The organism is Vibrio fluvialis (assembly GCF_900460245.1).
In the GTDB taxonomy this organism is placed as follows: domain Bacteria; phylum Pseudomonadota; class Gammaproteobacteria; order Enterobacterales; family Vibrionaceae; genus Vibrio; species Vibrio fluvialis.
Genome location: NZ_UHIP01000001.1, coordinates 1,400,237 through 1,426,786, shown reverse-complemented (window position 1 = coordinate 1,426,786; position 26,550 = coordinate 1,400,237). Strand labels below are relative to the sequence as shown.

Sequence of the window (26,550 nt, the reverse complement as noted above, 5' to 3'; positions counted from 1 at the left end):
TTCTGGCTTAGCCGTGGTTGATGGTTTCTGCGGGCACGCGCACCCAGCCTTCCATCAAAATACGTGCGCTGCGACCCATCACGGCTTTTTCTACCACCCAACCTTGCGTCGTTTCGCTTGCACTGGCGCCAACTTTTAATGTTCCCGAAGGGTGACCAAAGGTCACCGACGTTTTCTCTCCGCCACCGGCGGCCAAATTCACCAGCGTTCCTGGCACACACGCCGCGGCAGCGATGGCAACGGCAGCGGTCCCCATCATGGCGTGATGCAATTTGCCCATCGACAACGCGCGCACCAGGACATCGACATCACTGGCTGCAACGGTTTTGCCGCTGGATGCGGTGTAGGTTTGCGGTTTGGAGACAAACGCAATTTTTGGAGTGTGCTGACGGGTTTGCGCTTCACTGAGGTCTTGAATCAGCCCCATTTTCAGCGCGCCGTAGGCACGAATGGTTTCAAACATCGCCAGCGCTTTGCTGTCGTTGTTGATGTCATCCTGAAGCTCCGTGCCCTGATAGCCAATCGACGCGGCATCGACAAAAATCGTCGGAATGCCCGCATTGATTAACGTGGCGTTAAATGTGCCTACGCCCGGAACATCAAGATCATCGACCAAATTTCCGGTCGGGAACATAGAGCCTTCACCGTCAGCCGGGTCCATGAAATCGACCTGAATTTCCGCCGCTGGGAAAGTCACGCCATCGAGTTCAAACTCGCCCGTTTCCTGCACCAAGCCATCTTTGATCGGCACATGTACGACGATGGTTTTGCTGATGTTGACCTGCCACACGCGCACCTCAACCACACCGTTGTGAGGAATGCGCTCTGGTGCAATGAATCCGGCGTAAATTGCAAACGGACCAATCGCCGCCGACAGATTGCCGCAGTTACCGCTCCAGTCGACAAACGCTTTATCAATCGACACTTGTCCAAACAGATAATCGACGTCATGACCCGCTTGAGCACTTTGCGACACAATCACGGTTTTACTGGTGCTTGAAGTGGCGCCGCCCATGCCGTCAATCTGTTTGCCGTACGGATCCGGGCTGCCAATCACGCGCATGAGTAAGCGATCGCGCGCCGCGCCCGCAACCTGCGCCGCTGGCGGCAGATCGCCCAGACGGAAAAATACCCCTTTGCTGGTGCCGCCACGCATGTACGTCGCGGGCACTCGGGTTTGAGAAAACACTGATTGAGACAGCATCTCAGCGGTGGTCCATGGAGAAGTTGTGCTGACATTGCTCATTGCATCACTCCTTCTCAGTTCGCCAAAAAGTCTTGCGCAAAACGCTGCAGCACACCGCCTGCGTTATACACATGCACTTCATCGGCGGTATCCAAACGACATGTCACCGCGACATCCAGCTTCTCGCCATTTTGACGAGTGATCACCAGCGCCAAATCGCAGCCCGGCTTGATGTCACCCACCACGTCGTACAGTTCGGTGCCATCGAGTCCCAGCGTGAGGCGATTCACGCCCTCTTTGAATTGCAGTGGCAACACGCCCATGCCGACCAGGTTGGTACGGTGGATGCGCTCAAAACCTTCGGCGACAATCGCTTCCACACCGGCTAAACGCACACCTTTGGCTGCCCAGTCGCGCGAAGACCCTTGGCCGTAGTCGGCGCCCGCCACAATGATCAGCGGCTGTTTGCGCTGCATGTAGGTTTCAATCGCTTCCCACATGCGCGTCACTTTGCCGTCCGGTTCGATACGCGCAAGCGAACCTTGCACCACGTCGCCGTTCTCTTTAACCATTTCGTTGAACAGTTTCGGGTTGGCAAACGTTGCGCGTTGCGCCGTCAGATGATCGCCGCGATGCGTCGCGTAGGAGTTAAAATCCTCTTCCGGCACGCCCATTTTAGTCAGGTATTCACCCGCGGCGCTGCTGGCCAGAATCGCGTTTGATGGTGACAGGTGGTCGGTGGTGATGTTGTCACCCACCACCGCCAATGGGCGCATGCCTTTAAGCGTGCGTTCACCCGCCAGTGCGCCTTCCCAATACGGCGGACGGCGAATGTAGGTACTCATTGGGCGCCAGTCGTACAGTGGATTGCTGTTTTGCTCGGCGTCATCGAGTTTAAACATTTGAATGTAGACTTGATTGAACTGCTCAGGTTTAACGTGCTGATTCACAATCGCATCAATCTCTTCATCGCTTGGCCAGATATCGTTGAGGTAAATCGGCTTACCGTTGGCATCATGCCCCAGCGCATCGCGCTCGATATCAAAGCGAATCGTACCCGCCAGCGCATAAGCCACCACCAACGGTGGCGAGGCCAGAAACGCTTGTTTGGCGTAGGGGTGAATCCGACCATCAAAGTTACGGTTGCCCGACAACACGGCGGTCGCGTACAGATCGCGATCGATGATCTCTTGTTGGATCTTCGGATCCAGCGCGCCACTCATGCCGTTACAGGTGGTACACGCATACGCCACGATGCCAAAGCCCAACTTTTCCAATTCAGGCAGCAGCTTGGCTTCTTCAAGATACAATTTGGCGACTTTCGATCCCGGCGCAAATGAAGTTTTCACCCACGGTTTACGCACCAAACCCAGTTCATTGGCTTTTTTCGCCACCAAGCCAGCCGCGACCACGTTGCGTGGGTTACTGGTGTTGGTACACGACGTAATAGCGGCGATGATCACAGCACCATCGGGCATTTCGCCCGCTTTTTCTTCCCACTTTCCGGCGATGCCACGTTGCACCAGTTGCGAGGTGGGCAGACGACGATGCGGGTTGGAAGGCCCGGCCAAGTTACGTTCTACCTGCGAGAGATCAAACTCCAATACGCGTTCGTATTGCGCCGTCTCCAGCGCATCCGCCCACAAGCCAGTTTGTTTGGCATACTGTTCAACCAGCGCCACTTGTTCGGCATCGCGGCCAGTCAGTTTCAGGTAGTTGATGGTCTGCTCATCAATGTAGAACATGCCCGCGCTGGCACCATATTCCGGAGTCATGTTGGAAATCGTCGCGCGGTCGCCGATGGTAAGCTCTTTCGCCCCTTCACCGAAAAATTCGAGATAAGACGACACCACGCGTTCGCCGCGCAGAAATTCGGTGATCGCCAAGACGATGTCGGTGGCGGTAATGCCCGGTTTGCGTTTGCCGGTCAGTTTCACGCCGACGATGTCCGGCAGGCGCATCATGGATGGGCGACCGAGCATCACGGTTTCAGCTTCCAAACCGCCAACACCAATCGCGATGACGCCAAGAGAATCGACGTGCGGCGTGTGACTGTCAGTGCCGACACACGTATCAGGAAACGCCACGCCGTTTTTCAGTTGCACCACAGGCGACATTTTTTCCAGGTTGATCTGGTGCATGATGCCGTTCCCGGCAGGAATCACGCTGACGTTTTTAAACGCGGTTTTGCACCATTCGATGAAGTGAAAACGGTCTTCGTTGCGGCGATCTTCAATCGCGCGGTTTTTCTCAAACGCATCCGGTTCAAACCCTGCGTGTTCGACCGCAAGCGAGTGGTCAACAATCAGCTGCGTTTCCACCACCGGGTTCACTTTGGCCGGATCGCCGCCCTGCTCTGCTATCGCATCGCGCAGGCCAGCCAAATCAACCAACGCGGTTTGGCCAAGAATATCGTGACACACCACGCGCGCCGGATACCAGGGGAAATCAAGGTCGCGTTTGCGTTCAATCAGTTGTTTCAGGGAGTCTGTCAGTGCTTCGGGTTCGCAGCGGCGAACCAAGTTTTCAGCCAGAACGCGCGAGGTATAAGGCAGCGTCGCGTAGGCACCGGGCGCAATTGCGTTGACCGCTTCTTCGGCATCAAAATAACTGATATTTGTGCCGGGCAGCAGTTTCCGGTATTGGCTGTTGATATCGTTTTGAGTGGTCATAGTATCCATCCGATTCATTACTATTCCCTTGCCACTTAAAGCAGAAAGCGTGTCGCCAGTGCTTTAAGTTGTTTGGGCTTCACAACCGTGGCAGGCCAATTCGCCCTTCGGCGAACCGCATTAAATTGATGACCGCGCCTATTTGGCACGGTCATTCCTGAGCGAGCTAGCCGCGTTTTTCAATCGGCAACCATTGCTGATGATCCGGGCCAACATAGTCAGCACTTGGACGAATAATGCGGTTGTTCGCACGCTGCTCGTACACGTGGGCAGCCCAGCCAGTCAAACGGCTCATCACGAAGATTGGCGTGAAGAGTTTGGTTGGAATACCCATGAAGTGATAAGCGGATGCGTGGAAGAAATCGGCGTTACAGAACAAGCCCTTCTCGCGTTTCATTACCGCTTCAACGCGCTCAGAAACAGCATAGAGTTGGGTGTCACCGACTTTTTCGGACAATTCTTTCGACCAGCGTTTTATCAGGGCGTTACGCGGATCGCTCTCACGGTAAATCGCGTGACCAAAGCCCATGATTTTCTCTTTGTTTTCCAGCATGCTCAGAATGTTTTGTTCCGCTTCATCCGGCGTTTTCCAGTTCTCGATCATCTCCATCGCCGCTTCGTTCGCGCCGCCATGCAGCGGACCGCGCAGCGTACCGATCGCGCCCGTCACGCACGAGTGAATATCAGACAACGTGGAAGCACAGACGCGCGCCGTGAACGTGGATGCGTTGAACTCGTGCTCTGCGTACAGAATCAACGAGCAGTGCATCACTTGTTTAAACAGATCGCTTGGTGCCTGATCAGTCAGCATTTTCAGGAAGTAACCACCGATACAAGCTTCGCTGGTGTCTTCGGTATCAATGCGCACACCATCGTGGCTAAAGCGATACCAGTAACAGATGATGGCCGGAAACAGTGCCAGCATGCGTTCTGTCGCTGCAAGCTGCTGTGAAAAATCTTGTTCAGTTTCCAGGTTACCCAGCATTGAACAACCCGTCCGCATCACGTCCATCGGGTGTGCATCGGCTGGAATGCGCTCCAGCACTTCTTTCAGTGGCTGAGGCAGGCCGCGCAGGCCAATCAGACGTGTTTTGTATTGATCAAGTTCGGCTTGAGTTGGCAGATGACCCACAAGCAGCAGGTGTGCTACTTCTTCAAATTGAGCGTTATTAGCCAGATCCGTGATGTCATAACCACGATAGGTCAGACCGGTTCCGGTTTTACCTACCGTACATAAGGCCGTGCTTCCAGCGCTTTGGCCACGCAGACCTGCTCCGCCTAATTCAGCTTTCTTTGTCAAAGACTGAGGCATGTTGAACTCCTTTTCTTGCTGCGCTTCGGATCCTGTTGAATCGACCTCATTGGGCCAGCTTAAGCTCGATGGCGCAGCGGTTTCACGTTATTGGTTGTTCCCCTGACTGACTGTCGGGCCGGGGAGTTTTTCTTTCCGATTCTATTTTTCTTGGGCTTCGTTTTTCTTTGGGCTTCCGTCGTTGAACCTCATGAAATCAAGGTCCAAACCGACTATTTTCCTTCCGAAAACAGCTGATCAAGCTTGTCTTCGTAATCATGGTAATTGAGGTATTCATACAGCTCTTTGCGCGTCTGCATCTGACCCAGTAACGCTTCCTGATTCCCCACCTCCAGCAGATGGCGATACACCATCTCAGCCGCTTTATTCATCGCGCGGAACGCGCTCAGCGGGTACAGCACCATATCCACATTTGATTTGGCCAGGTCTTCACAGCTGTAGAGCGGCGTTTGGCCAAACTCGGTAATGTTGGCCAGAATCGGCACATGCTTACCGGTTGCCGCGTGCAGCGCCGTCGAGAACTGCTCATACTGTTTCAGTTCCGTCATCGCTTCCGGGAAAATCATGTCGGCGCCCGCTTCCACACACGCAATCGCACGCTCAATCGCACTGTCCATGCCTTCCACCGCCAGCGCATCGGTACGCGCCATGATGACGAACTCCGGATTGTCTCGCGCATCCACCGCTGCTTTAACGCGGTCAACCATTTCTTGTTGGCTGACAATGGCTTTGTTTGGACGGTGACCACAACGTTTCTGCGCCACCTGATCTTCCATGTGCACCGCCGCTGCGCCGGCTTTTTCCATTGCTTTGATGGTGCGGGCAATGTTAAACGCACCGCCAAAACCGGTGTCGATGTCGACCAGCAATGGTAAGTCACACGCATTGGTGATGCGTTCCACGTCCACCAGCACATCGTTGAGTGTCGTGATCCCGAGATCCGGCAAGCCATAAGACGCGTTAGCGATACCACCACCAGAGAGATAGATCGCCTGATGCCCCAATTTCTTCGCCATCATGGCGCAGTATGGGTTGATCGTGCCGACAATCTGCAAAGGCTGATTGGTTTGAATAGCGAGCCTGAACTTCGCACCCGGACTTAAGCTCATGGGATTCTCCTTAATCTTGGGCTTCGTTTTGTATCTGTTTTTCTATTAAGCGGCGACTACCTGAAATGTGTCGGCGCATCAGCATCTCTGCCAGCTCTTCGTCACGATTGCGAATCGCCTGCAGAATGAATTTGTGTTCTTCCAGCGCTTCAATCGGACGCGAATGAGAGCGTGGTGACTGATAACGGTACATGCGCAGCAAGTGGTAAAGCTCATCACACAACAACGCAACCAGTTGCGAGTTGCGGCTGGCTTTAATAATGCGGTAATGGAAATCGAAATCCCCTTGCTGATGGAAATAAGACGCGCCGTCGACTTGATCAATGTGCGCCGAATGTGTCGACAATAACGTTTCCAGCCCGGCCAGTTCGATTTCAGTAATGTTGCGAGCGGCTAAGCGCGCCGCCATGCCTTCCAGCGCTTCACGAACCGCGTACAGCTCCAGCAACTTTTCCGTAGAGAACTGAATTACGCGCGCCCCGACATGAGGTATACGTTCGATCAACCCCAGCCCTTCTACACGCATTAACGCTTCACGCAATGGTCCTCGGCTGACCTGAAAACGCTTGGCCAGTTCAGGCTCCGAGATTTTACTGCCCGGTGCCATGCCCCCTTCTACGATCGCTTCGATCAAAAACTCGGTCAGGCTTTCTGATTTGGTGTGTTCTTTCTCGCCTGCTGCGCGCTTTTTTAATTCAGTATTCATCATCTCATCTTCTACAACGTGGGTGAGCAGAGAAAAGTCCACAAACATGGGGTTGCTCACCAAAGGGTTGAACTTAAGATAGACGATAAAATTGTCGACAATCAAGAAAATTGTCGACAATTTAGACTAAGGTCGTAATGACGGTAGGAATGGATAATTGGTGGGTATCAAAGTGTAAAGAAGGATTGATATTTCTTAGGTGTCAATGCAATACGGCTTTTAAAGCTGCGTTGAAAGTGAGCTTGATCAGCAAAGCCTAAAGCCAGTGAGGTGTCGACAATTGTTTCACCCTGCTTAAGTAACTGTTTGGCGCGTTTAATGCGTTCATCCATCAGATAGGCATGTGGCGACAAGCCGAAATATTGCTTGAATGTGCGGATCAGATGATACGGGCTGACGCCCACCTCATTAGCAAGCGCGTCGAGACCAACTGACTGATCGATTTCATCAAACAGGCGTTCACGAGCGCGCAGCAGGTAGTCGGGGGCACGTTTGCGCTGGGTGGCAAGCGGGCTGCCTTCTGTCACCAGCGCCGATGGCGTATACAGTCGTTCGATAAACTCATACATCAGGGTGTGGGCAGATAATGCGTCCTGCTCTTGCATGAGTGCCACAAACAGCTGTTCAAACTGAACGCTGAAATCAGTGCGACGTTCAAAGTCGGCGATAAAGGCGTAGTAATCCATCTGGCGACGCCCTAATACCTCTTGCTGCATCTGCCCCATCCACAATGTGTCGACAAATAGCATTCGATACGACCATTCACCCTCGTGCGGATTGCAAGAGTGCATATCGGCGGGATTAATGGTGACCACATCGCCCCGGCCAATTTGGTGCTGACGCACATGATTGTCATAGCGCGCCATGCCGCTATCGATGATGCCAAACGAGAATTCGTCGTGAGAATGCCTTTGATAACAGACGTGTGACCACTTAGCGATGCGCGCTTCGATCTGCGGCAGCGCGGTTGGGCGCATAATATTGCTGCTTATTGGTTGTGACATTCCCTATCCTTCCATCCAGATGATGACCACCGATATACTCAACATCGCAGCCAAGACCATTTGAAACAGGCGCTGACGCTGCGGTGAATTGAGCCATTGCGCGACCGATTGCCCGAGCACCGCCCAAACACCCACACCGATAAAGCAGACTACAAGCGAAACCGAGCAGAACCAACTCAGCGCGTACTGAATATTCACCTGATTCAATACGTACAAACTAACCCCGGAACTGGCAAAGATCCACGCTTTTGGGTTGAGCAGTTGGATCAATCCCCCTTGTACAAACAGCGCTTTCATCGCAATTTGGGGATTGGACTTGAGCTCCAAATCCTTGGCCAGCAAAATACGCGCCGCCAAATACAGCAGGTACAAACTGCCCACCCAACGCATGACGGGTACCAACAGTGGAATGCCTTGGCTCATTTCACCGAGTGCCAAGCCACACACCAACACGACCAGAACATAGGCGACGGAAGCCCCAAGCACATGCACTGACGCTTTGCGCCAGCCAAACTGCGCGCCCGCGTAAGTCGCCATCACATTCACCGGCCCGGGAGAAACCGCCCCCACAAAGGCAAACAGCGACATCGCGCTCAACAGAGAAACCATAACCTCGTCCTTTTATTCCAATTCACGTGGCTATAGTAACGAACCAAGAATTGCGATTATTGAACAAAATTGCGCTCTGCTGCGCCGCGGCACCCCGTGAACTTTATGAACAAAACCGTTTTTATGCCCAATATTGTTTTTATCTTCGCTTTAGAGACAAAACCTTAACACATTCTTAACCTGAGATAACACGGTAGCAAACTTCTGCCTTGTTACCGGGAAAATAACGATAAGTGTCATTCCTTCGAATGGCACGCCTACATAAGGAACGTGAACATGTTGAAGCATTTCAAACCGACCCTCGCAGCGTCGCTACTGGCGGCTACCTTCTCTTTCTCTGCTCTGGCAGCGGATCTGGAAAAAATCCACTTTCTGATCCCTGGCGGCGCTGGTGGCGGCTGGGATATGACCGCACGCGGCACCGGTGATGTGCTGATGAAAACACACCTGATCGAGAACGTCTCATACCAAAACCTTTCTGGCGGTGGCGGCGGTAAAGCCATTGCACACCTTATCGAGACGGCTGATCGTCAAGAAGACACACTGATGGTGAACTCAACACCAATCGTTGTGCGCTCACTTTCGGGTGTATTCCCACAGTCTTTCCGCGATTTAACGCCTGTTGCTGCAACGGTGTCAGATTACGGCGCACTGGTTGTTGCTGGTGATTCGAAATACAACAGCTGGGAAGAAGTGGTTGCAGACTTTAAAGACAACCCACGCAAAGTAAAAATCGCGGGCGGCTCTGCACGCGGCAGTATGGACCACTTAGTTGCCGCCGCAGCCTTCAAAGGCCAAGGGCTTGATCCGAAAGAAGTGCGTTACATTGCCTACGATGCAGGCGGTAAAGCGATGGCAGCACTGCTGTCTGGCGAAACTCAGCTTCTGTCGACCGGTCTGGGCGAAGTTCTAGAGATGTCAAAAAGCGGTCAGGTGAAAATCCTGGCGATCACCGCACCGAAACGTCTGGACGTTGCGCCAAACATTCCGACCCTGACTGAATACAACAACCCGACTGTTTTTGCTAACTGGCGTGGTTTCTTTGCCGCTCCGGGTGTCAGCCAGGAGAAAATCGACGAGTGGAACGTTGCGCTGAAGAAAATGTACGACACCGATGAATGGAAAGTGGTTCGTGACCGCAACGGCTGGATCGACAGCTACAAAGCCGACAAAGAGTTCTTCGCTTTCCTCGAAGATCAGGAAAAGCAGATGGGCGACCTGATGCGTGAACTGGGCTTCCTGAAGTAAGTCAGCTTTTTATCCAGAAACACCGGAAGGGGTAATCGTGTGTTGCCCCGTTCCAGCACCTTTGCCGCAGACGAGCGAAAAAATTACTCCTTTGTTTTGGTAGATGTTTTGACTAGCAGCAATCCGTTTACCCTTTAGTTAATTCCTTCGTTAACTCCGCTTGTCTGCGGCCTTTTCTTCCCTACAACCTCATGCCATGGAGTTGGATATGTCGGATCTGCCAACCAAATTATTCAGCAAGGAATATCTGCTGTGCCGCGATCGCGTCGGCGCGATGATCTTTCTTGTCCTTAGCCTGTGTTACGGCTATCAAACTACACAAATTCCTATGTTTCCCGGCGATGAGTACGAACCGTTTACGGCACGTACGCTCCCAACCCTTCTCACCTACGCCGGTGTAGCAATGTCTCTGCTTTTGCTGGTTGTTGGACAACCGGACAAGAAAAGTGGCGCGGTGATGACATTCAACTGGAAACTGCTGATCGGTTTCCTAGTGCTGATGGCGCTCTACGGTGCAGGCTTAACTTACCTGGGCTTCGTGCTGGCGACCGGCTTCTTCCTGATGGCGGGCTTCTACATTCTTGGCGAACGTCGTAAATCGATCCTATTCGGTGCGTCATTCCCGTTTGTGATTGCCTTTTATTTACTGCTGACCAAAGGTCTGGACGTGTATCTGGAACCGGGTCTGATTTTCACTCTTTGGTAGGAAAGGATTATGTTAGACGGAATTTTGCAAGGACTGTCGACTGCAGTCATGCCTTTTAACCTGCTGATGGTGATCGTCGGCTGTTTCGTGGGTACCTTCATCGGTATGCTGCCGGGCCTTGGCCCTATCTCAGCTATCGCACTAATGATCCCGATTACGTACGGTCTGGAACCTTCGTCCGGTCTGATCCTGATGGCGGGTGTGTATTATGGCGCCATTTTTGGTGGCTCAACCTCTTCCATCCTGATTAATGCGCCGGGTTGTTCGTCAACCGTGGTGACCGCGTTTGACGGCTACCCGATGGCGCAAAAAGGTCAGGCGGGTAAAGCACTGGCACTGGCGGCTTACGCGTCTTTCACCGGTGGTACATTGTCTGCAATCATGTTGCTGGTTGCCGCGCCAGCGCTGGCTCAGGTTTCTCTGAGCTTCCAGTCAGCCGACTACTTTTCATTAATGCTACTGGGCTTGTCTGCCGTCGCGGCGTTTGCGGGTAAAGGTCAGGTAATCAAAGCATGGATGATGACCATTCTGGGTTTGATGCTGTCAACCGTGGGTATCGACAAAGGTGTAGGTGTAGAACGTTTCACCTTCGGCCTGACCGACCTGATGGATGGCTTTAGCTTCCTGCTGCTGGCAATGGCAACATTCGCACTCGGCGAAACACTGATGGGCATTCTGAAACCAGAATCCGACACTCGTGATGAAGAAAACAGCAAACTGAGCAATATCGGCAGCATGAAAATCACCAGAGAAGAAGTGCGTGAAGCGGCTCCGGTTTCGATTCGTTCTTCTATTCTTGGCTTCTTTACTGGCGTACTGCCGGGCGCAGGCGCAACCATTGCGGCCTTCCTGAGCTACGGTATGGAGCGCAATCTCGCGCCGAAAGAGAAGCGTGAAGAGTTTGGTCACGGCTCTCTGCGCGGCCTGGTTGCACCAGAATCAGCGAACAACGCTGCATCAAGTGGCTCGTTCGTACCGCTACTGACACTGGGTATTCCGGGTTCCGGTACCACCGCTATCATGCTGGGTGCCCTGCTCGCTTACGGTATTCAGCCTGGCCCACGTCTGTTTGTCGATCACCCGGATGTGTTCTGGTCAGTCATCATCTCGATGTATGTCGGTAACATTGTTCTGCTCATTCTGAACCTACCGCTTATCCCATACATTTCGAAACTGCTGGCGGTACCACGTACTGTACTTCTGCCGATGATTCTGTTCTTCTCCATCACCGGCGTGTACCTGGTGTCGTTCAACACCATGGATGTCTTCATCATGCTATTGGTGGCGATGGGCGCAATTGCACTGCGTCTGGCGAACTTCCCGCTGGCACCACTGCTACTTGGGTTCATCCTTGGTGGTCTGATGGAAGAGAACCTGCGCCGTGCACTGATGATTACCGACGGCGAGCTGAGCTTCTTGTGGGAACGTCCAATCACTCTGGCATTTACAACCCTGTCGGTGGTGATTCTGGCCAGCCCAATTGTGGTGATGATCGTCAACAAATTGCGTGGCAACCAAACTGCGGCGAAAAGCTGCGGTACCAATAAAGCGCATTAATCGCTGACACTTAGATTCAGCCCGGCCAAATGGTCGGGCTTTTTGTTTTTCAAAGGCATAAAAGCGCGCCCACCACACGCCTTGGTCAATTTGTCCCTGACATTATTGTCGAGTGTGTTACCCTTCCCCGCACAAAATAATGCTGCGCGGCATGAGAAATAGACTCAGCCAGCGGCAGTGAGTTAACAATCCTCAATCCTGAGTGCAATGCAGTGAAAACCAATAAAAGACCCGTTAACAGCCATGCCATGTACCATGCGCATGTTTACTTTGATGCACACTCATTGGCGTTTGCGACGCGCCTGTACGAACTCATCGGGCAAACATTCCCTCTCAAACTCGGCAGACTGCATCAACGTCTCGTTGGCCCGCACACCATGTGGAGTTATCAGATTTTGTTCGGCAGTAAGGATTTCGATCAGTTCATTCCGTGGCTGGATCAGCAACGCGGCGAGTTGAGCGTGTTAGTTCACGCTGATACTGGTGATGATTTGGCGGATCACACGACCCACGCATACTGGCTGGGTGAAGCGGTTGATTTGGATTTGAGTCGGTTTTAAACATCATTCAATGAGGTTGAACGCTCATGTCGCGCTTTAGACTTAGCGTACAGAAAACATTTCTTTAGCGCGCCAGTGACTCTTTGCAGGCACAAAGAGTCACCAGAAAGTGCCTTTCGCGGCTCGCTGGCCGGGACGGTTATAGGCGTTCCCTACGCCAATAACCTAAAAATTCGTCCTGAATTTTTCCCTCTAAACTATCAACAATGCCTCCGATTAGCGCTGCCCCGCATTAGTCATTCATTTGTCGCGGACAAAGAAAAAACCGCTCCCTGAGGAGCGGTTTTAGACCAGCAGCAACTGTGTCGTTAGTTTTACTTTTTATTTGCGTATTTCATGGAGTCCAGGGCCACCGCGAACACGATGATGGAACCCTTGATGATGTATTGCCAGTAAGGGCTTACGCCAATGTAAGTCATACCGTAGTTGATAACGGTGAAGATAAGAACCCCCGTTACCACGCCCGCGATACTACCTACACCACCAGCAAAGGACACGCCACCAACCACACACGCTGCGATCGCGTCGAGCTCATACAGGAAGCCCAAGTTGTTGGTTGCGCTACCGATACGTCCCGCTTCCAGCATCCCCCCGAATGCGTAGAAGACACCTGACAATGCGTACACTTTCAGCAGAGTCAGAGGCACGTTAACACCGGATACTTTCGCTGCTTCTGGGTTACCACCCACAGCAAAGATATTTTTGCCGAATACCGTTTTGTTCCACAGAATCCACATGAACACCGTCGCGATAATGGCGTAGAAAGTGATGTAGGAGAACCGGAACCCGCCTATTCGGATAAAGCCTTGGGTGAACGCCGTGAAGCGGTCATCAAACCCAGCGATTGGTGATGCACCTACCGCGTCGTAGTACAGAGAGTTGATACCGTAAACGATGATCATCGTACCCAGAGTCGCGATAAATGGCGTTACTTTCAGGTAGGCAACAATCACACCGTTAACCAGACCGATGATGGCACCGATCAGACACACACAGATGATCACTGCGATAATTGGCACTTCACCAATGCTTGGGAATACCTTGTTCACGTTGTCGATAGATTGAAGCAAGGTCGCGGAAATTACCGCAGCCAAACCAACCTGACGACCGGCTGAAAGGTCCGTACCCTGTGTGACGATCAAACCTGCCACACCCAGTGCAATAATAACGCGCACTGAAGATTGAGTAAGAATATTACTTAAGTTACGAAGACTTAAGAATGAAGGCTCCTGAATAACGATAACGGCCAGTAGAATAAATAGTACTGCGTAGATCGCGCCTTCTTTTAAATGCTTTAGTGCAAAAGATTTAACTGCATCCATAATACATTCCCTAGAGGTAACGAGAGGCTAGCTCTAATATTTCGTTTTGTGTGGTTTCTTTGGTATTAACAATACCCGCGGCGCGACCGTTACTCATCACTAAAATACGGTCTGTGATACCCAGTAATTCCGGCATTTCAGAAGAAATAATAATGATGCCTTTACTTTTCTTCGCCAGCTCCAGAATCAACTGATAAATTTCAAATTTTGCGCCAACGTCAATACCACGGGTCGGTTCGTCCAGCATTAAGATTTCTGGTTGGGTTAACAGCCAGCGACCGATGATCACTTTTTGCTGGTTACCACCAGAGAGCGAACCAATGGAAGTTTGGTGTGAAGGCGTTTTTACGCGCATGGAGTCGATAACCCACTGCGTATCGCTCTTCATTTTCTTATCGCTGAGCAGACCATAAGGGGTTTTGTACTCATCTACGTTGGCCACCAGTGAGTTGAACGTAATGTCCAAGTTACTGTAGATACCTGTAGAGCGACGTTCTTCCGTTACCAGTGCAAAACCGTTGCGAATCGCTTCATGCGCATCGCGGTTTTTCATCTCGCGGCCGTGAAGTTGAATGTGGCCTTCACTACGTTCACGCACACCAAAAATGGTTTCAACGATGTCGGTACGGCGTGAGCCAACCAGACCCGCAACGCCCAGAATTTCACCTGCACGCAAATCAAAAGAGATGTCAGTGATGGATGGCTGGTTCAGCGCAGTCAGGTTTTTCACCTCAAGAATGACGTCTTTTGGTGTGTTGGTTTTTTCCGGGAAGCGGTGCGTCAGTTCACGGCCAACCATCATTGATATGATCTTGTCCATGTCGAGGCCTTTCAGCGGGCATGTATCCACCCACTGGCCATCACGCAGAATCGTAATCTCATCACAGATGGCAAAGATTTCTTCCATCTTGTGCGAGATGTACACCACACCACAGCCTTTCTCTTTCAGCTTGTTGATGATGGTGAACAGGTGATTCACTTCTTTTTCCGTCAGAGAGGACGTCGGTTCGTCCATGATCACCACTTTCGCGTCGTAAGAGAATGCTTTGGCAATTTCCAACATTTGCATTTGCGAAACAGATAAGGTGGCGACTTTAACTCGCGGATCAATATTAATATCTAACTCTTCGAAAATAGCTTTGGTATCACGATACATTTTATCGTGGTCAACAAATAAGCCTTTTTTCGGATAACGGCCAAGCCAAATATTGTCCATAACGGAACATTGCTTAACCTGGTTTAATTCCTGATGCACCATGGAAACGCCAGATTCCAGGGCCTCTTTAGATGAAGAAAAGTTAATATGTTTTCCGAGGAAAATAATATCGCCTTCATCTTTTTCGTATATTCCAAACAAACATTTCAGTAACGTAGATTTACCCGCGCCATTTTCACCCATCAGAGCGTGAACAGAGTGCGGACGAACTTTTAAATTTACGTTATCTAAAGCTTTTACACCTGGAAATGATTTGCTCACTCCTGTCATTTCTAACAGGAATTCATGTGTTTGATTTACCATGGCATCACTTTACTGTGTTTAAAACGAGAACCGATAAATATCGCTTAGATACATAGGTGATTCGAAAATGTGGTAACTGGGGAGAGATTACTCTCTCCCCCGAGCAGGTCATTACTCAAGTGTAGATTTATCAACACCTACGTAAGGAACGCGTACCACTTTGTTTTCGATGTGCCATTGAGTACCTTCAGTTGGCGCTTTGCCTTCTGCAAGGTTACGAGCAAGCTCGAACGTTGCTTTCGCTTGAGAATCAGCATCGTTCAGTACAGTACCTGCCATGTCACCAGATTTAACCAGTGCCAGTGCTTCAGCCAGTGCGTCAACACCGTAAACAGGTAGTTTCACGCCAGCACCGCGTAGCGCTTCGATTGCGCCCATTGCCATACCGTCGTTGTTTGCGATAACCACTTCAATTTTGCTGCCGTTAGGGCCAGACAGCCATGCATCCATCTTGTCTTTTGCCATAGCGGTATCCCACATACCGGTATCCATGTGCAGTTGTTCAGTCTTGATGCCGTTGTCATTGATAGTTTTAACTGAATAAGTGGTACGAGCTTCAGCATCTGGGTGGCCTGGTTCGCCTTTCAGCATTACGTACTGAAGTACGCCGTCGCCGTTTTTATCCCATGCTGGGTTTGCTTTCCACTGTTGAGAAATCAGATCGCCCTGGATGATGCCAGACTCTTTAGAGTCAGTACCTACGTAAAACGCTTTGTCGTAGCTTGCCATCGCGTCTGCGCTTGGTTCTTTGTTGTAGAACACAACCGGAACATCATCAATTTTCGCTTTTTGGATGATGGTTTTCGCTGCTGCCGGGTCAACCAGGTTGATTGCCAGAGCTTGAACACCACGAGCCAACATCACGTCAACTTGGTCGTTCTGCATTGATTGGCTGTTTTGAGAGTCGTTCATCAGGATGCGAGTATTGCTATCTCCTGCTGCTTGTTTCTCGATCGCTTGGCGTACTACAGACATGAAGTTGTCATCGTATTTGTAGATAGTGAAACCGATAGTGGTTTCAGCCATTGCTTGAGAACCGAAGCCCATGCCGGCAGTCAGCATCGCTAGTACAGTTAACTTTCTCATTGAACAAGTCCTATTTGTTGTTTTGTTATACAGATGTAGGGGACAAACGTTATCGAAATGCAGTACGCATGAAAACGTTTACTCAGCCAAGTATAGTGAGCAAAAGAACAATTAATGTGAAGTATGTAAGATTTTGGTTGGATTGCAGATTAATTGTAAGAGTTTGTTTAAATAGTTTGATGCCAATTGCAAATTACGCTCGCGAACGTAACACAATGTAACAGCGAGATCTGGTTCTCTTTTTTGGAGGGGGTAAAGCTGAGTTTTTGTGATGTTGAAATCGAGAATTGAGTAAACGTTTACAGCGTAACTTGTTAAGGCAGGGTCAACAAGTCGCTGACCCTGAATTTGAGACATTGCTTAATGAAATGCGAGTGTCAGTTGGTAGTGATAATGACGTTTGAGCAACTGGTATTGTTCATGCACACTTGGTGTCCAAGAGTCATCGCCACCGACGCCCATATGCTCCGCATCCAGCCTCACCCACAACTGCCCGCTCGGTTGCAGCTCGTTAGTGTGACGCGCTTTCGCAACATCCTCAGCGCGATAGCGACTTACCGATAGATGATAGTGCCCTTTGATGTGAAGCTGGCCGATATCACTCTCTTTCACATCGCAGCGCAAACCACTTTCACTCGGGAAGATATACGGCGTATGCAGATCGGCGACCGGAGCACGGTACGCTCCGACATGCGCCGACGTTTTACGATCCGGATAGTTCTCATGCGGACCTCTGCCGAACCAGCTCACTTCATCGATATCATCTGCCAGTGCCAGTTCAATCCCCACTCTTGGCAAGGAAGGCAATCCGGACGCGGTTTGGACATCCACAGTGAGTCGCACTTCACCATCTGCATAGATGTGGTATTGCCATTGAGTGCTCAGCACGGCCAACCCTTCAAAGCTGTGCACATAACGCACGTCGATCCAGCAGGCATCGCTCAGCTGGTGATGGCGGAACTGGACACACTCACGTTTCAGATATGGCAAGCCCATCGCTTCCCAGCGTGCAATCCAAGAGTTGGGGTCCACTTTGTTTGCTTCACTGGTGCCAATATCGTTATCCAGCGGCGCGCGATAGAAGTTATCACGCAGTCCGCTCGTGAGTTTTTGCTCATTGCCAACCCACCACGCATCGAGTTCTCCTGTTGAGGTATTGAACTCAATTTGTTGGTTTTTGGCACGGATCTTCAGGCGGTTCAGTGCGTTCTCTATTTTCGGCGCGCCCGACAGATTGCCTTGCTCAAGTGGTAAACCAAACGCGCCCGGCAGCTCAAACTGCGCACACGAAATTTCATGCCCGTTGTCGGCCCACGCAGTCTCTTTCGCCAGTTCGACACACACCGTGAGATGGTAGTCGTAGCCAATCTTGGCGGCTGGCAGCGCATCCGCCAACACCAGTGTTTCACTGGATTGCGGCGCCAGAGTGATCAGCCGTTCACCGCGCGCGATAATATTGCCCTGTTCGGTGATCTTCCATACCAATCGCTCCTGTGGCGCCGTGAACAGGTTTTCACTTGTTACGCGAATGGTCAGTGGCTCAGTGCTCAACAGTTCAATCTGATGAAATTGCTGGGCATGTTTGGCTTCGTACAAAGTGGGATGCACCGTACGATCCGGGAAAATTAAGCCGTTAATACAGAACTGGCGATCGTTGATTTCATCGCCGAAGTCGCCTCCGTAAGCCCAGTATTGCTCACCTTTCTCATCAGTGCGGGTCAAGCCCTGATCCACCCAGTCCCAGATAAAACCGCCCTGCAGGCGCGGATACTCGCGGAAGGTGTCCCAGTACTGATGAAAATTACCCAGACTGTTGCCCATGGCGTGGGCATATTCACACAGAATCAGCGGGCGCTGCTCGCCCGGCATGCCAATCCATTTTTTCAACGCCAGCTTAGGGGTAACCGCTGGGTCAGATGCTAAACGTTGATCAGTCTCAACCCGTGCGTACATCGGGGCGATAATGTCAGTCGCGGCGGTATCCGAACCACCGCCTTCATATTGCACCGGGCGTGAAGGATCGCGCTGCTTAGTCCACTGATACAGCGCATGATGGTTCGCGCCAATCCCCGATTCATTGCCGAGCGACCAAATGATGATCGACGGGTGGTTTTTATCACGTTCGACCATGCGCGTCATGCGGCGAGAAAAGGCATTCAGCCAAGTCAGATCATCGGCTAAACGACACATCGGGAACTGGCCATGGGTTTCAATGTTGGCCTCATCCACCACATACAAGCCGTATTCATCACACAATTCATACCACATCGGATGATTTGGATAATGCGCGGTGCGCACCGCATTAAAGTTGTGCTGCTTCATCAGCTTGATGTCTTGAATCATGCTGTCGCGGGTCATGACATGACCCAGCTCCGGATGATGTTCATGTCGGTTCACCCCACGAATCAGCAGGCGCTGACCGTTCACGCGCAGTACGCCTTGGGTGATATCCACCTGACGAAAACCGACGTCGTAAGCTTCGCAATCAACGGTTTTCCCATCGCTGTTGAGCAGTGTCACTACCAAACGGTAGAGATAGGGATCTTCGGCGCTCCACTTACGCGGATTGTCGATATGGATGCGGTGGTGAGCTCTTTCATTCCAGGCGCCCTTTTCATCCACAATCTGTTGTCCGGTCGGCGCATGACGTTTAGCAAACACGCTGTTACCTTCGGCGTCAAAAAGCTCAATCGCCACCTGATGCTCAGAGTTGCGTTCGCTCAGCGATGTCGTGACATTCAATGTCGCATCTCGGAAACAGGCATCCAACTCGGTTTTGATTTCGACATCCGCAATCGACACCAGCGGTTTGGTGGTCAAAGTGACATCGCGGAAGATGCCACTCAGCCACCACATATCCTGATCTTCAAGGTAAGAACCATCGGACCAACGCATCACCATGACCGTCAGCAGGTTTTCACCATCGGTAAGATGCGCTGAAAGATCAAACTCCGCAGGCAAACGACTGTCTTGTGAGTAACCTACCCACCCACCGTTACACCACAGGTGAAAAGCCGAGTTCACCCCATCGAAGGAAATGAGGTAACGCGAATGCTCAAGGCGTTCATCCAGCGTAAAACGAGTGCGATATACCCCGGTCGGGTTCTCTTGCGGCACATACGGTGGATTATCAGCAAAAGGATATTTGATGTTGGTATAAATCGGTTTGTCGAATCCCTGGCATTGCCAGTTTCCCGGGACAGCAATTGAACCCCAATGCGAATCGTTGAAATCTTGTTCAATAACATCAGGGATAACGATTTCAGGCTTTGCGTATAACTCAAAATTCCACTCTCCGTTAAGAGATCGCTGGTTGGCAGATGGCTGTTTTGTTTTGGCCGCTTCTTCACTGTGATAGGCATGTAGCGGAGCGTGAGCAGCGAGTACGTTATGATGTGTAACGTGTTGATTTTCCCACTCTCTTGCTAAAATAACCTGAGCAAAAGTTCTCATTCTTCAAATTCCTGTTGTTTCAGATTGCCGGTCCGAGTTGCTATTATTTGTTGGTGCCGACTAGTTTGGTAACGTTTACAATTATCACTCTAGCGCCAGCATAAAAACAAATACAGTGCCCTGCTCTGTATCTTTGCTCTCCATCACCAACTTTGCATTTCCCGCCTATTTTTTGCGTCGTCTGTTTTACGCCCTTTCATGCTTCTCTGAGTAAGTTGGCAAAAATAATAATTGGCATATGCTAATAATGAGAGCAAAATGGCAGGCAATTGATCATCAAGGAGCATAAAAATGAAGTATGCGCTGCCCATTCAAAACCAACGCCTGAGTAATCATTTTTCTAAGGCCCCCCAATTTTTGTTGTTCGATAGCCAAACCGGAAAACAACAGTGGCTGGATATCGAGGCCACTGAAGAAGCTCGTTCTGAACACCACTGTGGCAAAAAGAAAACGCTGCTGGCACTGCTAAAACAGCACCAAGTCGATGCCGTGGTTGTGCGCAACATTGGACAATCGATGCTTGCCAGCCTGTTTTTATCGGGTGTTAAAGTGTTCTCCAGCCCAGCGATTCACGACATAGGCAACCTGAGCACAACCCAGCTCACACCCGTTACGGATATGAATTACGCCCGGCCGTCTGCCCACAAATCCGCTAAACCCTGTGCTGGTCACTCCGCTTGCGGTCATCAGGACGCCTGCTGTCATAAACCCGTGGACAACACTAAACTTAAACCAAGAACACTTGAGAAACTGCAGCGCGTGCTAAAGATTCACCGCTAAGGAGTAAGCATGACTTACCTATTCGCCTTCGGGTTGTTTCTGATCTTGGTCGTATTGATGAGTATCGGCGTGTTGATGCGGCGTAAGCCGATTCAAGGCAGTTGTGGCGGGTTGTCCAGCGTCGGCGTCGACAAAGTGTGTGACTGCGAAACCACCTGCGAAGAACACCAATCCAAGCTTTATCAAATACAAGAACCCACCGAGAAAAAATAATTGGCTCTGGTGCGATACGAAGCAATCGCACCAGTCAATCGGTCTATTTTCAAAATATTTTTGAAAGTCCTTCAAGCTAAAGACTCTTTTTCCCTATTCATCAGGACGTTATCTTTCACAACAACCACTGTCCATTTGGAAAAAGACCCATGAACATTACTGCACACGCAAAATCCCGTTACTCAACGAAAGCTTTTGATGCCGACAAGCGCATTACCGATGAGCACGTTCAGGCGATTAAAGATCTGATCCGTTTCAGCCCTTCCAGTACTAACTCACAACCTTGGCATTTCATTCTTGCCAGCACAGAAGAAGGCAAACAGCGCATCGCAAAGGCGGCACAAGATCGTTACGCCTTCAACGAGGCGAAAATCCTTAACGCTTCACACGTACTGGTGTTCTGCGCCAAAACCAGCATTGATGAAGAGTACCTGCTGAACCTTCTGGAAGTGGAAGACAAAGACGGCCGCTTTGCCAATGCTGATGCCAAACAAGGCATGCACAATGGCCGCTCTTTCTTCGTGAACATGCACCGTTTTGATCTGAAAGATGCGCAGCACTGGATGGAAAAACAAGTGTATCTGAACGTGGGTACGGTACTGCTCGGCGTTTCAACACTGGGGATTGACGCAGTGCCAATCGAAGGCTTTGATGCCAAAGTACTGGATGAAGAATTCGGCCTGCGAGCCAAAGGCCTCACCAGCGTAGTAGTAGTAGTGCCACTGGGCTACCGCGCAGAAGAGGACTTTAATGCGAAGCTGCCAAAATCGCGCTGGCCTGAAACTAACATCATTACGGAGTGCTAATGGCGACGATTCACCTGTTGGCTGAAATCAAAGCCAACCACGGACAAGAAGCAAATCTGGAGCAGGCATTACGCGCACTGCTTGAACCTTCACGCAATGAAGATGGTTGCTGTCAGTATGAACTGTTTCAGGATGAATCGATTCCTGGTCTGTTCGTCATGCAGGAAATCTGGTGCTCCGAAGCGGCTCTGGCTCAGCATCAACAAACTGAGCATTTTCAACACTTCGTTGCACTGACGGAAGAAAATGGTTGGATTGAATACCTTCAACCACGCCAGCTTAAGTTCCTTGCTTAAGTTTCGATAAGCGATACCAGCGCCATTTCTATCCCCTCAACGGAGATGGCGCTTCTCATCTCAAACCAATTATGGTGTGATACGCCCAGTTATCGCCACTTGCGACACGATATGAAAGCGTTAAACGATCTCAATATATTCGTCGAAACCGCTCGTCAGGGCAGTTTTTCCCAAGCCGCACACAGTCTGGATGTCACTCCTGCCGCAGTCAGTGCCGCCATCAAACGCCTTGAAGCTCAATTGGGGTTTGCGCTGTTTGTTCGCTCAACACGTAGCCTGCGGTTAACCAACGAAGGCGACATCCTGCTGCAGAAAACTCAAGCTGCACTGAACACCATTCAGGAAGGATTGGATCAAATCGCACAAACCCAAGGGGAAATCTCCGGCACGCTCAATCTCTCTGCTCCGTCCGACTTTGGCCGCAATCAGTTACTGACTTGGCTGGATGAATTTGCCGAGCTGTACCCTAATATTTCCATCAACTTGGATTTGTCGGACGGCATTACCAACCTGTATCACCGCCCGATTGATCTGGCGATTCGTTACGGTACACCGCCCGATTCCAACTTTGTTGCCCTGCCTATCTGTACCTGCAATACCCGTATTGTATGTGCCAGCCCAGAGTATGTGTTGAACAAACCAGCGATTGTTAAGCCGAGCGATTTGCTACTGCATCATTGTCTCTGCTTTATGTTGTCCGACACTTATCACAACCGTTGGACATTCTGGAAAGACGGCGAAACTGAAACCGTGGTGGTAAACAGCAAACGCAGTGCGAATGATGGCGACGTGGTGCGCCGCTGGGCCATCAATGGCCGTGGAGTGGCGTATAAGTCATTGTTGGATGTCAGTCAGGACATCATTGACGGCCATTTAATTCCGCTCATGCCTGACTGGCAATCGGAGCCTTGTCCGGTCTATCTGGTGTGCGCTGACAAGCGTTTGCTCAATCACGCGACGCGCGCGCTGCATCAATTCCTTCAGGCGAAATGTGAGCAGCGCATGCGCCAGGTGAAAGATCTCATTTCCCAACGTTATAGTCAGGTCATGTAATGACTTACGCTAACGCAACCGGGCCAGAATAATTTTCTGGTCCAGGTGGTCATGCCATTCGGTGTAATCCATACCGCGTTCGAAAACATACTCTGTTACCAGACTGCGTACACACTCGACCAGCGTTTTGGCATTCCATGGTTTTTCGAAATAGCGGTCAATACCCGCGGCATTAATCGCGTTAATGGTGTCGGTATGAGTCGCCTGACCAGTGAGCAGCACTTTCTTGGTGCCTTTGAAACGTGAGTCTTCCGCCACCTCTGTGAGCAAATCAACACCGGTTTTGCCCGGCATGACGTGGTCTGAAATAATCAGGGCGATATGCTCGCCCTGCGCATCGAGATCGTCCATCAAATCCAGCACTTCATAAGCCGATTCGCAATCCTCAATATTGAGCCAGGTCGCCAAAGGTTCGAGATCCTGCAGCACCGCACTGAGCACTTCGCGCTGGTCATCAACGCAAATGATATTAAGCTTCTCCATAGTCATCCTCGACAGGTAATTTGATCCTGAAAATGGTTGTGTCGTGATTGCTTTTAACGGCAATCGTGCCGCCGTTACTGGAGACAATCCGTTTCACGATGGCGAGTCCAAGCCCCAAACCAAACGACAAGCCGTCTTTTTTGGTGGTAAAACTGGGTTGAAATATTTTTCTGCGGGTTGCCTCGTCAATCTCCGGGCCGTTGTTGGCGACCGTAATTAAGATTCGCTGTTTGCTGTAACGGGTGTGAATATCGATGGCCGGTTCAGCGCTGGTTTGCATTGCATCGCAGGCATTTTTAATGATGTTGACCCAAACTTGCACCCATTCTGTGGTCGATCCTTTAATGATGGGCAGAATGCCCGGCCGCATGCGTACTGACACGCGCCGCAAATCACTCTGCAACAACGCTAGTGCGCGGTTTAACGTGTCGTTAAGATCCAAGTCTTCATTCAAATTGATTTCTGTGCGCCCTAATTGCTTCACAGACTTCACAATGCCTACCGTATGTTTAGAAGCCAAACGCAAGTCATGCAAGTCCCGCCCCATCTGCCAGTAACGAATGGCAAGATGAGGATTCTTCAGCCAGTGGGCAGAGAGCTCGCGTTCAGGTACCGCTCGTGCCAGTTCGCGAGCGATATTGCGCGGCAGGTGATACTGCTGCTCAAAGCGTGCACCACGTTCGCGCGCCTCGCTGGATGACACTTTCTGACCATGCAGCAGACCAAAATCAAAAAACAGGCTGGCTTCGGGATGCACCTCTTCCAGCAACTCGAGAAACAGAGTCTCCAACCGCTCGGTTTTGCTGCTCACCACGCCAATCGCGTTGTTGAGTTCGTGGGCAATCCCCGCCGCGAGCTGGCCAAGCGTCGTCATCTGCTCTGCGGTATACAGGCGCTCCAGCGCTTTCTCCTTCGCGACGGATTCCTGCATAGCACGACGCTGACGGCGACTCAATTCCGCTACCATTACCGGCATAAACTGAGTGCTCAGTGGGCCGAAAGCGGCCTCATCGACTACTTTGGTATAACGATCAATCCAACCCAGTTCGACATCAGTTTGCGCCTCAACGGTCGATGACGCTGTCCAATTTCCCGAAAAGAAACTGTGCACACCAATAAATGCGCCTTGTGAGGCGGAAAAGACGCGAATTGATTTGCCTTCTTTTTCCTGGAAATGGCCGGTCAGCTCTCCTTCCCGCACATAGTAAAGGCGGTCGTTATAGCCATTTTGTTCCAGCACTCGTTCGCCCTTGACCAAGCGCAAAGTTCGCTGCGGGCAACTGAAATAACGTTCAACGAGCGCCGACTCCTGATTGTTCATACGCTTAACCAATATGACCTAACACATGCAGCAACCAAACCATCACAAAGCTCAGCAGCACCCCTACCACACCAAGGATGACCCCGACACGCGCCATTTGATTACTCTGCACATGGCCAGTGGCATGTGCCAACGCGTTGGGTGGCGTACTGATGGGCAGCGACATGCCCAGCGACGCCGCAAAAGTGACCACCAGAATCAGGGTGACTTCTCCGCCCAGTGGCACCAGCGAGGCCATAGATGCGCCCAGTGCCGCCATGATTGGCATCAACAAGTTGGCGGTCGCGGTATGGGACATAAAGTTTGCCATCATTAAACACAGGAAGGCGGCGCCAAACAGCACCACATAAGGCGAGAACTGATCAAACGGAATGCTGTTGACCATCAATTGCGCAAGACCGGTTTTGTCGAGCGCCAGACCGAGCGCGATACCACCGGAAACCAGCCACAGAACGTCCCAGGAAATTTTCTTCAGGTCTTCTTTGTTGATGATGCCAGTTACGGAGAACACCGCGACCGGAATCAACGCCACTGTGTACGAGTTCATGCCATGCAGCGACCCCATCAACCACAAGATGATGGTGAGCGCGAAGGTCACGTACACCGCCATGGCTTTGGGTGTTTTAAGGAATTTACCTTTGATGCTGAGCTCAATTTGGGTTTGCTCAGCTTTGTACATAAAGCCAATCAGAAACCACGCCAGCGTCATCAGAATGATGACAAACGGCACGCCAAAGGCCATCCACTGACCAAAGGTAATGAGGTTCTCACCAACCAGATATTTAAGCGCAATGGCATTCGGCGGTGTGCCGATTGGCGTACCAATGCCACCAATGTTAGCCGCAACCGGAATACACAAGGCGAACGCAATACGCCCCGGATCTTTCGGACCAAATACCGCAATGACCGGAGTCAGAATAGACAGCATCATCGCTGTGGTGGCGGTATTCGACATGAACATCGAGAATATGCCGGTGATCATCATCAGTCCCAGCATGACGTATTTCGGATTCTGGCCGAATGGCTTGAGCAGCACACGGGCTAAGTTCACATCAAGACGATATTTCGTCGCTGCCATCGCCAAAAAGAATCCACCCAGAAACAGCATGATGATCGGGCTGGCAAAGGTCGCCATAATGTCGCTGTAGTGCAGCAAACCGCCAAATTCGGGTGACGACTCATTGAGTCTGAACAACACCAACCCCTTGTCCGACAACATCATCAGCTCAAGCACAATGATCACCACCGATGTCGCGTAAATCGGAATCGGTTCAAATACCCAAAGCAAGGCGGCCAACAGGAATATTGCAATGACACGTTGCTGAATGATGGTCAGCCCATCAAACGGAAATGCACTAAGCGGCATCAGCAACACCAATAAAGGAATCACAATCGGGATGATAAATTTGAGGTACGGACGAATCATAAGCTCTCTTCCTGAGGGTTCTGCCCGGTCTGAAAGCGACCTGCGCTGATTAGGATTTTCCAAACGAATAGGCTCATTATCAGCCACGTAGAAACAAAAGTTTGGCTTTAGATCAATGATTAA

The 26,550-nt window shown here is 51.0% G+C and carries 23 protein-coding genes; 9 read left to right on the top strand and 14 right to left on the bottom strand.

Features of this window, described 5'->3' with window-relative positions:
• Positions 1-7: 7 nt before the first annotated feature.
• From prpF to DYA43_RS06685, 7 genes are all read right to left on the bottom strand, one after another.
• Positions 8-1,204 (bottom strand): 2-methylaconitate cis-trans isomerase PrpF, encoded by a 1,197-nt coding sequence (prpF, locus tag DYA43_RS06715; RefSeq protein ID WP_104408506.1) that lies wholly within the window; start codon positions 1,202-1,204, stop codon positions 8-10.
• A gap of 56 nt (positions 1,205-1,260) precedes the next feature.
• Positions 1,261-3,858 carry a Fe/S-dependent 2-methylisocitrate dehydratase AcnD gene (gene acnD / locus DYA43_RS06710; RefSeq protein ID WP_061057211.1) on the bottom strand — a complete coding sequence of 866 codons (2,598 nt, stop codon included), beginning with the start codon at positions 3,856-3,858 and terminating at the stop codon, positions 1,261-1,263.
• A gap of 166 nt (positions 3,859-4,024) precedes the next feature.
• Positions 4,025-5,170, bottom strand: a complete 1,146-nt coding sequence (gene prpC / locus DYA43_RS06705) for a bifunctional 2-methylcitrate synthase/citrate synthase (protein WP_061056485.1) — start codon at positions 5,168-5,170, stop codon at positions 4,025-4,027.
• 212 nt (positions 5,171-5,382) lie between these two features.
• Complete coding sequence (gene prpB / locus DYA43_RS06700) at positions 5,383-6,279, bottom strand: methylisocitrate lyase (RefSeq protein ID WP_020330984.1); 897 nt, start codon at positions 6,277-6,279, stop codon at positions 5,383-5,385.
• A 10-nt stretch (positions 6,280-6,289) separates the two neighbouring features.
• On the bottom strand, positions 6,290-6,988 hold the full coding sequence (locus DYA43_RS06695) for a GntR family transcriptional regulator (protein ID WP_024374025.1): 699 nt from the start codon (positions 6,986-6,988) through the stop codon (positions 6,290-6,292).
• Positions 6,989-7,152: 164 nt separating this feature from the next.
• Positions 7,153-7,989, bottom strand: a complete 837-nt coding sequence (locus DYA43_RS06690; RefSeq protein WP_061056484.1) for a helix-turn-helix transcriptional regulator — start codon at positions 7,987-7,989, stop codon at positions 7,153-7,155.
• 3 nt (positions 7,990-7,992) lie between these two features.
• Positions 7,993-8,598 (bottom strand): LysE family translocator, encoded by a 606-nt coding sequence (locus DYA43_RS06685; protein WP_061056483.1) that lies wholly within the window; start codon positions 8,596-8,598, stop codon positions 7,993-7,995.
• A gap of 276 nt (positions 8,599-8,874) precedes the next feature.
• Between DYA43_RS06685 and DYA43_RS06680 the strand changes: the two genes are divergently transcribed.
• The 4 genes from DYA43_RS06680 (at position 8,875) to DYA43_RS06665 (ending at position 12,669) form a co-directional block, all read left to right on the top strand.
• The gene (locus tag DYA43_RS06680; protein ID WP_020330979.1) at positions 8,875-9,846 is read left to right on the top strand and encodes a tripartite tricarboxylate transporter substrate binding protein; all 972 of its coding nucleotides are present in this window, start codon (positions 8,875-8,877) and stop codon (positions 9,844-9,846) included.
• 208 nt (positions 9,847-10,054) lie between these two features.
• Complete coding sequence (locus DYA43_RS06675; RefSeq protein WP_020330978.1) at positions 10,055-10,552, top strand: tripartite tricarboxylate transporter TctB family protein; 498 nt, start codon at positions 10,055-10,057, stop codon at positions 10,550-10,552.
• 9 nt (positions 10,553-10,561) lie between these two features.
• Positions 10,562-12,109, top strand: coding sequence for a tripartite tricarboxylate transporter permease (locus tag DYA43_RS06670; protein WP_024374020.1), 1,548 nt, complete (start codon positions 10,562-10,564; stop codon positions 12,107-12,109).
• Positions 12,110-12,357: 248 nt separating this feature from the next.
• Positions 12,358-12,669 (top strand): DOPA 4,5-dioxygenase family protein, encoded by a 312-nt coding sequence (locus tag DYA43_RS06665; protein ID WP_020330977.1) that lies wholly within the window; start codon positions 12,358-12,360, stop codon positions 12,667-12,669.
• 314 nt (positions 12,670-12,983) lie between these two features.
• Here DYA43_RS06665 and mglC read toward each other — a convergent pair whose 3' ends face one another.
• The 4 genes from mglC to lacZ form a co-directional block, all read right to left on the bottom strand.
• The gene (gene mglC / locus DYA43_RS06660; protein WP_020330976.1) at positions 12,984-13,991 is read right to left on the bottom strand and encodes a galactose/methyl galactoside ABC transporter permease MglC; all 1,008 of its coding nucleotides are present in this window, start codon (positions 13,989-13,991) and stop codon (positions 12,984-12,986) included.
• A gap of 10 nt (positions 13,992-14,001) precedes the next feature.
• Positions 14,002-15,510 (bottom strand): galactose/methyl galactoside ABC transporter ATP-binding protein MglA, encoded by a 1,509-nt coding sequence (mglA, locus tag DYA43_RS06655; RefSeq protein ID WP_020330975.1) that lies wholly within the window; start codon positions 15,508-15,510, stop codon positions 14,002-14,004.
• 111 nt (positions 15,511-15,621) lie between these two features.
• The gene (gene mglB, locus DYA43_RS06650; RefSeq protein WP_020330974.1) at positions 15,622-16,596 is read right to left on the bottom strand and encodes a galactose/glucose ABC transporter substrate-binding protein MglB; all 975 of its coding nucleotides are present in this window, start codon (positions 16,594-16,596) and stop codon (positions 15,622-15,624) included.
• A 360-nt stretch (positions 16,597-16,956) separates the two neighbouring features.
• Complete coding sequence (gene lacZ, locus DYA43_RS06645) at positions 16,957-20,049, bottom strand: beta-galactosidase, LacZ type (RefSeq protein ID WP_061056482.1); 3,093 nt, start codon at positions 20,047-20,049, stop codon at positions 16,957-16,959.
• A gap of 291 nt (positions 20,050-20,340) precedes the next feature.
• Here lacZ and DYA43_RS06640 point away from each other — a divergent pair, with 291 nt between their 5' ends.
• From DYA43_RS06640 to DYA43_RS06620, 5 genes are all read left to right on the top strand, one after another.
• Positions 20,341-20,829 carry a NifB/NifX family molybdenum-iron cluster-binding protein gene (locus tag DYA43_RS06640; protein ID WP_020330972.1) on the top strand — a complete coding sequence of 163 codons (489 nt, stop codon included), beginning with the start codon at positions 20,341-20,343 and terminating at the stop codon, positions 20,827-20,829.
• Positions 20,830-20,838: 9 nt separating this feature from the next.
• Positions 20,839-21,042, top strand: coding sequence for a (Na+)-NQR maturation NqrM (gene nqrM / locus DYA43_RS06635; RefSeq protein ID WP_020330971.1), 204 nt, complete (start codon positions 20,839-20,841; stop codon positions 21,040-21,042).
• A 149-nt stretch (positions 21,043-21,191) separates the two neighbouring features.
• Positions 21,192-21,848: an oxygen-insensitive NAD(P)H nitroreductase gene (gene nfsB / locus DYA43_RS06630; RefSeq protein ID WP_061056481.1), complete on the top strand. Its 657-nt coding sequence runs from the start codon at positions 21,192-21,194 to the stop codon at positions 21,846-21,848.
• The gene (locus tag DYA43_RS06625) at positions 21,848-22,144 is read left to right on the top strand and encodes a putative quinol monooxygenase (RefSeq protein WP_020330969.1); all 297 of its coding nucleotides are present in this window, start codon (positions 21,848-21,850) and stop codon (positions 22,142-22,144) included. Before nfsB ends, DYA43_RS06625 begins: the two co-directional genes overlap by 1 nt.
• Before the next feature lie 111 nt (positions 22,145-22,255).
• Complete coding sequence (locus DYA43_RS06620; protein ID WP_172465280.1) at positions 22,256-23,197, top strand: LysR family transcriptional regulator; 942 nt, start codon at positions 22,256-22,258, stop codon at positions 23,195-23,197.
• Positions 23,198-23,206: 9 nt separating this feature from the next.
• Here DYA43_RS06620 and DYA43_RS06615 read toward each other — a convergent pair whose 3' ends face one another.
• The 3 genes from DYA43_RS06615 to DYA43_RS06605 are packed head-to-tail and all read right to left on the bottom strand — an operon-like array spanning position 23,207 to position 26,424.
• Positions 23,207-23,680 carry a response regulator gene (locus DYA43_RS06615; protein WP_061056479.1) on the bottom strand — a complete coding sequence of 158 codons (474 nt, stop codon included), beginning with the start codon at positions 23,678-23,680 and terminating at the stop codon, positions 23,207-23,209.
• Positions 23,667-25,001 (bottom strand): ATP-binding protein, encoded by a 1,335-nt coding sequence (locus tag DYA43_RS06610; protein WP_061056478.1) that lies wholly within the window; start codon positions 24,999-25,001, stop codon positions 23,667-23,669. The genes DYA43_RS06615 and DYA43_RS06610 overlap by 14 nt, the downstream gene beginning before the upstream one ends.
• 4 nt (positions 25,002-25,005) lie before the next feature.
• On the bottom strand, positions 25,006-26,424 hold the full coding sequence (locus DYA43_RS06605; RefSeq protein ID WP_061057210.1) for an SLC13 family permease: 1,419 nt from the start codon (positions 26,422-26,424) through the stop codon (positions 25,006-25,008).
• Positions 26,425-26,550: the final 126 nt, after the last annotated feature.